Here is a 13,607-nt window from a genome sequence, read left to right as displayed (position 1 = left end):
ATTACTTACCTTCTACCCGCATGACGGACAGCACTTCACGTACTTCTTCCAGTGCTTCTGTGGCTTTGAGCGTCTGGGCCAGTTGTGATTCTTTTGCCCGGTGCGTGATGAAGGCCAACAGGGCTGTCTTGTCTTCTTCGGTCGAGGCTTCATCAAGGGTCTGGTTCATGGATTTGATGGAGACCTGGTGTTCAGCGAATGTCCCCGCTACCTTAGCGAGCACACCGGATGCATCAGCCGCACGGATAACGACCATGTAGCGTGTGATGGATTCGCCAATTTCGAGTGCTTGTAGATCACGGCGTGCGGTATGGGTACGCCCGGGGCCGCCACGCAATTTACGCTTGGCGATGGACATGACATCACCCATGACAGCCGATGCGGTAGGTGGTCCACCGGCTCCTGGACCATAAAACATGAGTTCTTGAGCATTTTCTGCTTCGACGAACACGGCGTTATAGGCTCCGCGGACGCTCGCTAGCGGGTGGTCACGTGGTAACAACGTCGGATGTACACGCAGGACGACGCCGTTGGGATCGTCGAGTTCTTCAGCAATGGCTAACAACTTGATGACGTAGCCGGCCGTCGCAGCAGCTGTGTGGTCCATCTCGGAGACTTCGCCGATACCCTGCGTGTATACCTCGTCCAATGAGAACGGTGCGTGAAATGCCAGGTGCGCGAGAATCGCAATCTTCGCTGCTGCGTCGTCGCCATCGACATCGGCGCTGGGGTCTGCTTCTGCAAAACCGAGACGCTGTGCTTCAGCCAGGGCATCGTTGAAATAGGCCCCGGTGGTATCCATCTGGTCAAGGATGTAGTTGGTGGTTCCGTTAACAATCCCCATGATCCGCGTGACTTTATCGCCGGACAACGAATCACGTAGCGGGCGGAGAATCGGAATGCCCCCGGCTACGGACGCCTCAAACGACAACTGCACGCCAGCATCTGCGGCGGCTTCATAGAGTTCATTGCCGTGAGTGGCAAGCAGCGCCTTATTGCCGGTCACGACGTTGGAGCCTTGCTCAATGGACTGCAGCACAAGTTCTCGGGTACGTTCGACACCGCCCATGAGCTCGACGACGATGTCTGCGCCCTCTAGCACTTCATCAGCGTCGTCACTGTAATACTCATCGGGTAACTGGTAGTCGCGTGTTGCCTGCGGATTGCGGACGAGGATGCGTGTGAGCTGGAGTTCTGCACCGAGTCGCTCGGTGAGTGATTCAGCGTCTTCAATAAGAATTCGAGCGACCTGTGATCCAACAGTCCCACCGCCCAACAGCGCGATCTTCAGTGCTGGGGTATCAGATACAGTCGTCATGGTCCTCCGAGTAGAACGTTGAAAGTTAGAACTTAGGTCGCCGTGTGGTTATTGTAGTCGAGTCCGCGTGACAGCGTTACAAATCAACCTCGCGCGCAAATAAATCTTCATAGGTCTCTCGCCGAATGATTTCTCGAGCAACCCCATCTTTCACCGCAACGATGGCGGGGCGGGTCAGCAAGTTGTAGTTGGAGCTCATCGCGTGGCCATACGCTCCGGTGGCCGGCACGACAACGAGGTCACCGTGTTCGGTATCTTCGGGCAAGTACACCGTATTGACGACGATATCGCCGGATTCACAGTGCTTGCCAACCACCCGAGAAAAGACAGGCTCAGCGTCGCTGACGCGGTTTGCCAGCACCGCGGTGTAGTCGGCGTCGTAGAGCACCGGGCGGGGATTATCGGACATGCCACCGTCCACAGCGACATAGCGTCGCGGATAGTGCTGACCGTTGTGTTCAACCCACACTGTTTTGGTGGTGCCAACGGTATATACCGTCATCCCGGCTGGGCCAGCAATGGACCGACCGGGTTCAATAGAAATACGTGGGCACTCCACGCCTAGTCGGGTTGTTTCTGAGGCAATATGTTGGGCAAGGTTCGTGGCAATGACTTCAGGACCGACGGGATCATCGGCTTCGGTATAAGCGATGCCGTACCCGCCACCAATGTCGAGCTCGGCCACGGGGATGCCCTCGGCATCAATGGTTGCGATGAATTCCAGCATCCGGGTGGCGGCTGTTTCGAAACCTTGGGAATCAAAGATCTGGCTACCAATATGTGAGTGCAGACCAACCAGATCAATGTGCTGTGCTGCTGCGGCAAAATGCACGGCTTGATACGCGACTGAAGCCTCTTGGCCCGGTGCCGACGACATCGACAGCCCGAATTTCTGATCCTCGTGTGCCGTAGCAATGTGTTCGTGTGTCGAAGCATCGACCCCGGGAGTCAACCGAAGCATCACATTTGCACGTGCTTGGAGTTGTTCAGCAAGAAGTTCCACACGGCGCAGCTCAGACAATGAGTCGACGACGATCCGGCCAATGCCTTTGGTGATGGCAGTCTGCAGCTCGGCATCAGATTTATTGTTACCGTGCAGTCCAATCTTTGCAGGGTCTGTACCGGCGCGCAGAGCGACGGCGAGTTCGCCACCCGAGGCCGTGTCCATAAATAGGCCTTCTTCTTTGACCCACTGGGCAACTTGCACGGTCAGCAGCGCTTTCGATGCGTAGAAGACATCCACTCCCCCACAGAGTGGTGCAAATGCCGTGTTGAAAGCCTCAACGTACTGTCGTGCTCGGAAGCGGAAATCATTTTCGTCCATAACCCACAGTGGACTACCGAATTGTTCGACGAGTTTGCTGACACCGAGGCCCTGGACGGTCACTTCGCCAGCCTTGCGGTCCACGCCGGTGGAAAAGATCTTGGGATCAAGGGCAGCAGTGTCTTGTGGGTGAGATAGCCATGCTGGTGCGAGAGGTGATTCCATTACATTTTCTCCGGTGCTGATACTCCCAAAAGTCCCAGACCATTTGCGAGGACCTGAGTCGTGGCGTCGTTGAGCCAGCGGCGGGAGTAGTTGACAGTTTGCGGTTCAGGTTTGGTGCCATCTTGGTTTGGCGCCGGCACGATGCGGGCGGCAGCGTACCAGGCGTGGTAGGCGGCAGCGATAGATTCCAGATGCCGTGCCAACCGGTGTGGTTGACGCAATTTTGCGGCACTACCAACTATCGACGGGAACTGGGCCAATTTTGAGAGGAGTTCTTCTTCGGTTGGATGGTTTAATGCTGCAGCGTCAAACGTGACTGGGTCACGCCGCACACCCTGAGCTTCAGCTGTGCGAGCTGCTGAGCAAGAGCGAGCATGAGCATACTGAACATAGAACACCGGATTGTCGTTCGTTTGGGCGCGCAATAATTCCGGATCAATTTCTATCGGTGAATCATTCGGGTAACGGGCCAACGAGTAGCGCAGCGCATCAACACCCAGCCATTCAATGAGGTCTTTGAGCTCGATGATATTGCCGGCGCGCTTGGACAATTTCGCACCGTCGACTGAAATCAACTGTCCAATCAGGATTTCGATGTTGGCGTCCATGTCGTCACCTGCGCATGCAGCCAATGCCCGCAGTCGATTCACATATCCGTGGTGGTCAGCTCCAAGGAGATAGATCTTTTGGTCGAATCCGCGATCTTTCTTCGACAGGTAGTAGGCTGCATCGCCAGCAAAATATGTGGGTTTGCCGTCGGCTTTAATCAAGACTCTGTCTTTATCGTCACCGAAATCGGTGGTGCGCAGCCAGAACGCACCTTCCTGTTCGAACGTGTGACCTTGTGCCTTGAGACGCTCGAGAGCTTCTTCAACGGACCCGCTAGCGTGGAGTTCTGCCTCCGAGAACCAGACATCAAAGTTAACTTGGAACGCGTCCAAAGTCTGTTGAATTTCCGCGAGTTGGAGCTCGTAGGCACGAGTCCGTAATCGAGGTAGAACGTCCTCAAAAGGCTGATCTTTGATCTCAGGGTCCTCAGCAAGGATGGTTTCGGCGATGTCGAAAATGTACTGACCTGGGTAGCCGCCCTCTGGCACGTCCTCACCATGCATCCGAGACCATACGGAAGATGCAAAGACGTCGAGCTGCGCTCCAAAGTCATTGATGTAGTACTCGTTGGTGACTTTTGCACCAGAAGCACGTAGCAGCCGGCCGATTGCATCGCCCAGGGCGGCCCACCGGGTGTGACCGATGTGCAGCGGGCCGGTTGGATTAGCCGAGACGAACTCGACATTCACGACGTCGCCTGCTGCCTGGTCATTGTGGCCGAATGTGTCCCCGGACTCGACAATGGTACGAGCCAACTCTCCTGCTGCCGCAGCGTCAAGGACGATGTTAATGAAACCCGGCCCCGCAATATCGACTTGTGCAACGCCGTCCAAGGCCTGGAGTTTGGGCGCCAGAATTTCAGCAAACTGCCGGGGATTCATGCCGGCACGTTTGCCGAGCTGCATGGCGATATTCGTGGCCCAGTCGCCGTGCTCGCGTGACTTTGGTCGTTCGACCCTTGGGACTTCGGGGACCGCCTCGGCCGGCAACTCGATTTCACCGGCTTCTATTGCGGTATGCAGCGTTTGGGCAATAGCTTCAGAAAGTTTTTCGGGATTCACGTGACCAAGTTTAGCTATCGTGTTCTAGCTCGGCACCTTTAATGCGGTGTTTCCTGTTATTGGTGACCCAGCAAGACCTCATATTTCGTCATGGCCGAGATTTGCGGTAGGGTGTTCAGGGTCCGCTTGAACTGCACAAGCAGCTGTCGGACCCCCGCCTCCGTAGCTCAGGGGATAGAGCGTCTGCCTCCGGAGCAGAAGGCCACAGGTTCGATTCCTGTCGGGGGCACCACTTCTTCGCGCAGTCCCTATCTGCCCACTCCCGCCATTATTGACAAAATATTGCCTCGACCCTTCGCTGGTCTCGCGGTGTTGATCAACGTTTACCGAAGCGAAACAGCATTTTGGCTTTGACAAGCTGTTTTTGTGTCACTTCAAGCCTTGTGACAGATAATTTCCTCCTGCATACTTGAAGTATCAACTCATGCACTCATTAACATCTTTGGACGGCACAACCGAATGCGCAGGAAAACGCACCCACGTGAAGGGCAGGCACAGTTAAATCCAGACGACGAACTGTCGATCGGATTAGACATCATGCGACGCAGAGAAGCTGCAAATCTTCCCCGAACCGATCTAGCACATAAGCTCGGCATTTCTGAACGGACGCTCTTTCGCTGGGAAATGGAAGGCACGGTGATGAAAAATCGCGATCGGACTGTGGATGCCTTAGCTTCAATGGTCTATACCCCTGGTGGAAAACCAGCTTCACTGACCATGACGCGTAAAGAATTGCGGCGAGCTTCATCGGTAGACCTTGCATCAGAACTGCAGGATCGGGCACGCATTATGGATAACTACACTCGCCTGGTCGAAGATCTCAAGAACAGACTTCGTGAAGACGGTCTGGAACACTACATCCCTCCGGGCCTCTGACTCAAGACATGCTAAATTCTCAAATCAAAAGGCAGACTGGAGGGATGTTCCCAAGTGTCTTTGCTCGTAGGCCAAGTTAGGTGTCCCAGGTGCGCTCATCTGTGAGGACAGGCGATTCCGCAGGTACTGCTTGAACTTGTTGCACTTCTGCGTTGAAACGCAACGCATTTCGAATACGCTCGTTGAGCACATCGCCGAGGTCTTCACCAGTCTCACTTACATACTCACAGCGAACCTCGTCACGATGATTGCTGCGAGTAATGACAAAACGAAACGCCGCCAACCCGGCGATGCCCTCCAACGCACTGGCAGCCTGCCGTGGATGCAAGAACATACCCCGAACTTTGATCGCCTCACCGGTACGTCCTAAGACCCCAGCCAGGCGTCTTCGTCCGTGCTCATCACGGACTTGCTGTCCTTGATCGTCGGTCAGCCAGGCAGACAGGTCGCCCGTGCCGAACCGAATCAGCGGTGCCTCCTTCCTCGCCAGCGTCACCACTACTTCTCCTTCACCGTGACTAACCGGGGTACCTGTAGCGATATCGCAAACCTGAACGTCGATCCCTGTTCCTTCGACCATTCCCGCTGCAGCGCCGTTCTCATAGGCAATGAGTCCGGCCTCGGCCGAACCGTAGGCCATACGTACGGTTGGTACCCACTCTTGAATGGTCTGGCGCAAATCGTCAGGCAGCGGCTCGGCAGTCACCAACGCATAGCGAATAGGAAACTCTTCCGGTGTGTGCCCTTCTTCTGCGGCGACGTCAATCAAGGCCTTCAAATAACTAGGCAACCCCACGTAGCCCCGAGTACCAAGATCCATAATCGCTCGCACTTGCAGCTGCTGGCTACCGATGCCTGCCGGCAAGACCGTTGCCCCGGCAGCGATGATCGATGTATCGAACATCGCGCCGGCTGGTGACAGATGATAACCAAAGCAGTTGATGACTACATCGTCGGGCTGTAGTCCAGCGCTGTGCAATGCCTCGGCCCATCGCCAGGGATCTTCTCCAGGAGGCTGTACTTCATAAATAGGTCCCGGTGATTGAAAAATCCGCTGGGCTGTCCAATTTCGTTGTCCGGCTTGTCGCGCGGCGACCAGTTCGTCCTTCGCCTGAATCGGTACGACATCGAGCTGTCGTACGTCGTCGATTTCAGCCGGACTGAGTCCCGCAGTTTCTAACCGAGCGGCAAGCGACTCATCAGCGTGCGCGATATGCTGCATGACATTTGAAAGACCATCACTGGCTTCGTCCTCAGTTGCAGCCGACCCACGGAATGCATTTCCCATGGTCTCCACCTTCTTTCAGAGCCAGCGTTTGCGGCGTTTATAGTGTTTAACATCGCGGTAGCTTTTCTTCCCTTCGCCACTGGTTGAAACACCCAGGTAAAACTCTTTGACATCGGGGTTCTCAGCTAAAGCTGCTGCAGAATCCTCCAGCATGATTTTGCCTTGTTCCATGAGGTACCCGTGGTGGGCTACCCCCAGGGCGACCGTGGCGTTCTGTTCCACCACCAGCACGGTGAGGCCCGTCTCCGCGTTCAGCCTCGCGATGGTTTCGAATGTCTCTTCGACCAGTTTTGGTGCTAGACCGAGTGAGGGCTCATCGAGCATCAGCAGCTTGGGTCGAGCCATCAAAGCTCTACCGATCGCTAGCATTTGTTGCTCACCACCGGATAAGAATCCGGCAACACGATTTCGCATCTCGGCCAGACGGGGAAAGAAGTCATACACAAAGTCGAACAGCTCTCCCGTATGCCGTTGGGTGTAGGCACCGGCTTGCAAATTCTCTGCGATCGTCAGATGGGGAAAGACGTGACGCCCTTCCATACTGAGACTCAGCCCTCGCTTCACTCGCTCTGCTGCGTCCATCTTGGTGATATCTTCACCGCCAAAAATGATGGAACCGGATGAGACTTCGCCTTGTTCACTGGGTAGCAGCCCGGAGGCTGCCTTCAGCGTCGTTGATTTTCCGGCACCGTTAGAACCCAGCAGCGCGACAATCTTCCCTTCGGGAACATGTAGTGACAGGCCACGCAATACGAGAATCACGTCGTCATAGATGACTTCGATGTTGTTTATTGCCAGCAGACTATCCGATTCGGGCGCGCCAGCATGTCGGGGTTGTGCTAACGACTCGGCGATCATGGTTCAACTCCCGCTTCAACTTCAACGATCTCTCCGTCTTCGACGACGTAAATACCGGAGAATACTGTGCCTCGGTGCGACTCTGGATCAAATTCGACCGTGCCGTCACCAATGACTTCGCCCGTGTCGATGGGGCCCATGGTTTCGAGAGATTCGCGGATGTTTGCGCCAGTGAGGTCCTGCTCTTGATCCAGGGTATGACGAATACCCTCGGCCATAATGTGCATGGCATACCAGCCCTGGACATAGCTGACGACTTGCTCGGTGTCGCCCCCATTTTCTTCGAGGTACTCGACAATCTGCTCGTGGCCTGGTTTTTCAGCAGACAGGGGCGCTACCGGTTGAATCATCATGTGACCTTCGGCCGCATCGCCTGCTGAGGTCACCAGCAATTCACTGGAACACCAGTTCAGACAAACAATTGTCTGATCGCTCCCCTGACTTTCGATATCCCGGGCAAGCTGGGAAGCAGGCGCAGCAACGTCTTGGACAATGATGTAATCTGCATCGCTGACCTGATTTAACAAGCCCGTGAAGTTGGTGGTGCCAGACGGGATGGGGTGAGACGAGTAGTCAATTTCCAGTCCCTGGTCTTCAATCCAGTCCGAACCGTCGCCAACCGGGGAGGTACCAAACGGCGAGTCATTGTGCAGCACCGCTACTCGTGCCTCACCATCAGATTCTTGATCAATGTGATTGAGCGCAACCCGAATCTGGTCCGAGTACGTTGGCGCGATCAGAAAGTTATACGGCGATTCTTCAACATCGGTGAGTTCTTCAGAGAAGGAACCGGAAATGAACGGTAACTCGTCGTTGGCGACTCTGGTGCGCAGGGCTTCGGTATCTCCGGTTCCCCAACCCATCACTGCGACAACCCCATCATTGACATATCTGCGATAAAGGTCTTCTGCCTGAGGGATCTCGTACGCGTAGTCGTTGACGTCGGCATCGATCGTACGACCATTGATTCCGCCATTGTCATTCAGGTTGTCTATATAGGCGACCATACCTTCACTGTATGGGGCCCCGACGTCGCCGGTGGCGCCAGACTGGTCCATGATGCCACCGATACGGATTGGTTCATCAGAGTCAGCGGCAGTGCCGTCGTCCCCGCCACAAGCGGTCAACATCAGCGCTGCGGCGGTGAGTGCACCAAAGAGTTTTACGTTGCGTCTGTTATTCATTGTTTTATCCTTCAGGGTAGAGATGAGAGAGATTCATCGTTGCAATGCAGTTGGACGTTTTAGTATCTAAATGGCCAGTACCTGAAATATTCTTTAATGCGCTCCCATATTCTGTTGAGTCCCTTGGGTTCGAGGATCAAGAACACGATGATGGTCAGACCAAAGATCGCATGTTCGAACGCGGGGAGCTGCTGTCGAAGTGTCGGGGCAACGCCACCAAGTTCGTCAGCCAGCATGCGTGTTAGAACCGGTAGAAAGGTAATAAAAGCTGCCCCGTAGATCGAGCCGGCAACTGAGCCCAGGCCGCCGACGATAATCATGGCCAAATACTGAATCGATACGTCGAGTGTGAATCGCTCCCAGGAGATAATCTCCGTGTAGTGAGCCATGAGCGCACCGGCAAGTCCCACGAAACCGTTAGAGACACCAAAGGCGGTGATCTTCGCACGGGTGAGATTGACCCCGATGGCCGATGCTGCGATGTCTTGGTCACGGACCGCCATAAATGACCGGCCCACTCCAGTGCGGAAGATATTGGTGGCGACAAATGCTGCAATGATCGTGATGACCAGCAAAATCATGTACCACTGTTGTTCAAAGTTCGCACGCTCAATGCTGAATCCAAAGACTTCCAGTCGCATGACATCGACGAAGCCCTGTCCTTCAGTGAGAAAATCCCAGCGTCGGACTATGAAAATAATGACCATTTGAGATGCCAGCGTGGCAATGGCCAGATATAGTCCTTTGAGCCTCAGCGCAGGTAGTCCAAAGATCATCCCCACTGCGGCAGTGAGCAAGACCGCCCCAATGATTGAAAAGAATACGGGCACGCCCATCCGGTCGGTGAGTATCGCGGACGTAAATGCACCAACCGCCAGGAACCCACCTTGTCCAAGGGATATCTGTCCGGTGAAACCAACCAGAATGTTGAGTCCGATGGCCCCGATTGAGGCGATGAGTGCGGTGTTGACCAGCGCCATCCAATAGTTGTCAAACACCAGCGGTATCAGAACGAGCACTATCGCTAGTATGACCATCCGGGTAATCTGCGGTGTAGTATTCCAGAGCCGGAACTCTGAATTATATGAGCGGTGGTATCGCCCTGTTTGTACAGCTGCCATAACCCTCAAACCCTTTCGATTCGTTTCTCACCGAAGATGCCGTATGGCCGAACCAACAAGATGAGTACCAGAACTATGTAAGGCACAATTTCGGCAAGTCCAGGGTCGAAGTACCCGGAAGTGAACTGTGTGATCAGGCCGATGGTCAGTCCACCGACGATGGTGCCTGGAACAGAGTCCAGCCCACCTAAGATCACGACAGGAAAAACCATGAGACCGAAGTTGACGATGCCCATTTCTACCGTGGTCAGGTCCGCAAGTAACACACCAGCGACGAGCGCACTGACCGCTGCTAATCCCCATGACATGGTGAAAATGCGACGGACAGAAATACCGACGGTCATAGCTGCCTGTTCGTCATCGGCCACCGAACGCATTGCGATACCGTGCTTGGATTTTTGGAAAAACAGGGTCAATAGTGTCAACACCACTGCTGCTACAGCAAGTACCCAGAGCCGGTTCGCCGGTACAGCACCTTCGAGGACAGGAACAGATGCCGTTGGGAACACGTTTGGCATCGACCGTGGTTGCGTTCCGAAGAACATCTGCACGATTGAGCTGAGCACAGCGGCCAACCCGATCGTGACCATGATGATGGAAATATGACTTTGTCCGACCATCGGCCGAAGGATCAGTCGTTCCACTAGCATACCGACGATAACGGCCACCACTACACCGATGAGCAAGGCGACCACGACCGGTAGCTGGAAGATCACAAATGCCGTGTAGAAGGTATACGCCCCAATAAGTAGGAACTCACCTTGGGCAAAGTTGATGACGCCGGTGGCTTTGTAAATCAAGACAAAGCCAAGAGCAGCTAACGCTAAGATTGCGCCTTCTGAGAGCCCATAGATGAGAAGCACAAGAAATTGTGTCATGGTCGTCCACTCCAGACTTTGCGTTGTTTTGTCCCGGTTGGAATCTGGAACGTGCTCAGGTCGAATATCTCCAACGGGATGGGACGTTCGACAACGGATCCGTCTTGATACGTCACTGTCGAAGTGAGCGTGACTTGATCAGCGTCGGATTCAAGGGCCTCGATGACCGGCGCGTATCGCTGTTCGATAACATTGCGCCGTACCTTTCGGGTACGCGTAATCTCGTCATCGTCAGGATCAAATTGCTTGTGGAGCAGGACGAATCTTCCGATCCGAATACCTTCGTTGAGGTCTTCGTTCGCTCGAGCAATTTCCATGGCGATGAGGTTATACACTTCTGATTTGGCTGCAAGATCCGCGTACGTAGAGTAAGAGAGCCGTTCATGTTCAGCCCAGGCGCCAACCGTCGTGGGGTCGATCGTAATGATGACGTTCAGCCGCGGGGATTTTTCGCCCGGCTGGGCTAGGGGCCCATCTTCGTTGACGAGAACGACAGCTTCTTCGACATAGGGCGAGAACTTGAGTTTATTCTCGATATAGGCGTTGGAGTACAGACTGCCATCCGGTGCAGTTCTCACGTCCTTGAGCCTGTCGATGACTACGAGTTGACCGTCGTCGTCGAGATACCCGGCGTCCCCGGTGTACAGCCATCCGTCGTCCGTGATGGTTTCTTCGGTTGCTTCAGCGTTCTGGTAGTACCCTTTGAAAACCGAAGACGAACGCAACATGATCTCGGACTGCTCACCGAATGCGATTTCGGTTTCCTCGATCGGCACCCCGACGGTGTCAAACTTCACTGCATTATCGCGGTGTACTACCGCGATACCCGTAATTTCGGTTTGACCATAGATCTGTTTGAGGTTCACGCCGATGGCATGGAAAAACCGAAAAACATCCGGCCCTAGCGGGGCCCCTCCGGTGTAGCACCGTTTCAGACGAGTCAGTCCAAGTTGTTCGCGGACCGATCGCGTCGCTACGGCATTAGCGACGACGTTTAACATCTTGAGCCAAGCTCCGGGTTCTTCGCCTTGCATCCGCTTCGTTGCCACACGATCCGAGACCTCGTAACCCCACCCAAAGAATGCGCGCTTGATTGGACCAGATTCATCAATTCTCACCTGTACTTCAGTAAGCATTGACTCCCAGATGCGTGGGGGCGCAAACATCAAGTCCGGCCCGATCTCCCGCATATCCGCTTTTTGTGTCGAGGCGTCTTCAGGGAATGACACGGTGAGCCCATGCGCCAGCCCACAAGCCACAGCCAGCATTTGCTCGCCGATCCAGGCGAACGGCAGCAACGAAACATAGCGATCTTTGGACGTAATCGGATCCGCTGTTGCCAAATGCTCTGCCATGGACAGCAGATTTCGATGCGACAGCTCCGCCAACTTCGGTTTAGAGGTGGTGCCAGATGTCGTACAAATGACGGCTGTATCGGTGGCAGCACCTGCACTGATCTGCTCCTCTAACCACCCGGGGTGGTTCTCACCCCACGTCCGTCCGGTATCTTCAATGTCGGTAAATTCCACCAATAACTCATCGGTGTATTGTTCTAACCCGTGGGGGTCGTAGTAGATTACCCGTTCAATCCCCAGCGAGGGGTCACCCTCGGCAAGTAGGAGCAACTTATCAACTTGCTCCTGATCCTCCGCCACGACAATCCTGCTATTTGCTGAAGCAATAATATGGTGAAGTTCGTCCCCGATTGAGGTCGGATATATCCCCACCACTGACGCCCCAAGAGATTGAGCAGCCAATTCCGAAATCAGCCATTCCGGTCGGTTATCCCCCAGCACAGCAAGAATTTCGCCACGCTGCACGCCCAGCGAAGCTAAACCGTGAGCAAAATCGCTGACCCGTTCGTGATACTCTTTCCAACTGGTCGGTTGCCAGATGCCGTAGCGCTTTTCTTGCATTGCCACACTGTCGGGACGACTCCGAGCCAGGTCTTGCAGCAGCTGCGGCATGGTCATATCTGCCTTAGGGGTGCCACCCTCCTGCATCTGCGCGACTGGAGTATGCGTTGTCTGATTCATTCCTACTCCCCCGCTCCCAAATACGCTTCGATCACTTTTGGATTCGCCATAACTTCTTCCGGCGTTCCATCTCCGATGACTTTTCCAAAGTCCAGTACCGTCACGCGGTTCGAAATGTCCATCACAACGCTCATATCGTGCTCAATTAACACCACAGTGAGACCCGCCAGCTCGTGAATGTCGAGGATATAGCGGGCCATGTCTTCTTTTTCTTCGACGTTCATGCCGGCCATCGGCTCGTCAAGCAACAGCAAGGACGGTTGCATAGCCAACGCTCTACCCAGTTCGACACGTTTTTGGATACCGTAGGCAAGTGCACCGACGGGCTGGTTTCGGTACTGCTGCAGTTTGAGTAAGTGAATAACTTCTTCGACCAGCTCGCGCTGACGGATTTCCTGTCGTTTCGCCGGCCCAAACCAAAACATGGCCATAAACGGGTCTTTTTTGATATGGATATGCCGGCCAAGCATGATGTTGTCCAAGACCGACAGCTGATCGAATAATTCAATGTTCTGAAAGCTTCGAGCCACGCCCAGGCGCGCAACCTTGTGCGGGGGCAGTTTCGCAAGATCTTTTGTCCCGGATGTCTGCAGCAGGATTTGCCCGGCGGTTGCCTTATATAGGCCCGAGACGCAATTGAGCAGTGATGACTTGCCCGCCCCGTTCGGCCCGATAATAGAGTGAATCGTTCCCGTTTCGACGGTAAGGTTCACATCGGTCAAGGCCTTTACACCGCCGAAGCGCAGAGATAGATCAGAGATTTCAAGTAAGGGTTCCCCTGGCGGGAGGGTGCTCCCACTGAGCGAATGCTGATATGCGCGTGTTCGCACTAGTTTCTCCTCATAGTCGGCCACGGCCACAGTCCAAACGTCATTGCCTGGCGTTTTCA

At 54.5% G+C, this 13,607-nt stretch carries 11 protein-coding genes and 1 tRNA gene; 2 read left to right on the top strand and 10 right to left on the bottom strand.

Features of this window, described 5'->3' with window-relative positions; all coding sequences use genetic code 11:
* Position 1: 1 nt before the first annotated feature.
* The 3 genes from G583_RS0111235 to argS form a co-directional block, all read right to left on the bottom strand.
* Positions 2–1,318 carry a homoserine dehydrogenase gene (locus G583_RS0111235; RefSeq protein ID WP_022871278.1) on the bottom strand — a complete coding sequence of 439 codons (1,317 nt, stop codon included), beginning with the start codon at positions 1,316–1,318 and terminating at the stop codon, positions 2–4.
* 76 nt (positions 1,319–1,394) lie between these two features.
* The gene (gene lysA / locus G583_RS0111230; protein WP_022871277.1) at positions 1,395–2,807 is read right to left on the bottom strand and encodes a diaminopimelate decarboxylase; all 1,413 of its coding nucleotides are present in this window, start codon (positions 2,805–2,807) and stop codon (positions 1,395–1,397) included.
* Positions 2,807–4,477: an arginine--tRNA ligase gene (gene argS / locus G583_RS0111225; RefSeq protein ID WP_022871276.1), complete on the bottom strand. Its 1,671-nt coding sequence runs from the start codon at positions 4,475–4,477 to the stop codon at positions 2,807–2,809. Before argS ends, lysA begins: the two co-directional genes overlap by 1 nt.
* 156 nt (positions 4,478–4,633) lie before the next feature.
* Here argS and G583_RS0111220 point away from each other — a divergent pair.
* Positions 4,634–4,709: transfer RNA gene (locus G583_RS0111220), tRNA-Arg, on the top strand.
* A 227-nt stretch (positions 4,710–4,936) separates the two neighbouring features.
* Positions 4,937–5,353 carry a helix-turn-helix domain-containing protein gene (locus G583_RS0111215; RefSeq protein WP_022871275.1) on the top strand — a complete coding sequence of 139 codons (417 nt, stop codon included), beginning with the start codon at positions 4,937–4,939 and terminating at the stop codon, positions 5,351–5,353.
* A 76-nt stretch (positions 5,354–5,429) separates the two neighbouring features.
* Here G583_RS0111215 and G583_RS0111210 read toward each other — a convergent pair whose 3' ends face one another.
* From G583_RS0111210 to G583_RS0111180, 7 genes are all read right to left on the bottom strand, one after another.
* Positions 5,430–6,641, bottom strand: coding sequence for a phenylacetate--CoA ligase family protein (locus G583_RS0111210; protein WP_022871274.1), 1,212 nt, complete (start codon positions 6,639–6,641; stop codon positions 5,430–5,432).
* Between the two features lie 15 nt (positions 6,642–6,656).
* The gene (locus tag G583_RS0111205) at positions 6,657–7,499 is read right to left on the bottom strand and encodes an ABC transporter ATP-binding protein (protein WP_022871273.1); all 843 of its coding nucleotides are present in this window, start codon (positions 7,497–7,499) and stop codon (positions 6,657–6,659) included.
* A complete protein-coding gene (locus G583_RS0111200; protein WP_022871272.1) occupies positions 7,496–8,683 on the bottom strand; it encodes an ABC transporter substrate-binding protein in 1,188 nt (395 codons plus the stop codon). The genes G583_RS0111205 and G583_RS0111200 overlap by 4 nt, the downstream gene beginning before the upstream one ends.
* A 59-nt stretch (positions 8,684–8,742) precedes the next feature.
* Positions 8,743–9,702: a branched-chain amino acid ABC transporter permease gene (locus G583_RS0111195; RefSeq protein WP_245540621.1), complete on the bottom strand. Its 960-nt coding sequence runs from the start codon at positions 9,700–9,702 to the stop codon at positions 8,743–8,745.
* 107 nt (positions 9,703–9,809) lie between these two features.
* Complete coding sequence (locus tag G583_RS0111190; protein WP_022871270.1) at positions 9,810–10,682, bottom strand: branched-chain amino acid ABC transporter permease; 873 nt, start codon at positions 10,680–10,682, stop codon at positions 9,810–9,812.
* A complete protein-coding gene (locus tag G583_RS15765; protein WP_084677371.1) occupies positions 10,679–12,718 on the bottom strand; it encodes an AMP-binding protein in 2,040 nt (679 codons plus the stop codon). Before G583_RS15765 ends, G583_RS0111190 begins: the two co-directional genes overlap by 4 nt.
* A 2-nt stretch (positions 12,719–12,720) precedes the next feature.
* Complete coding sequence (locus G583_RS0111180; RefSeq protein ID WP_029629514.1) at positions 12,721–13,548, bottom strand: ABC transporter ATP-binding protein; 828 nt, start codon at positions 13,546–13,548, stop codon at positions 12,721–12,723.
* Positions 13,549–13,607: the final 59 nt, after the last annotated feature.

Origin of the sequence: Yaniella halotolerans DSM 15476 (genome assembly GCF_000420805.1) — a bacterium.
In the GTDB taxonomy this organism is placed as follows: domain Bacteria; phylum Actinomycetota; class Actinomycetes; order Actinomycetales; family Micrococcaceae; genus Yaniella; species Yaniella halotolerans.
Note: the sequence above shows the minus strand (reverse complement) of the source record. Positions and strands in the feature narration are given on the sequence as shown.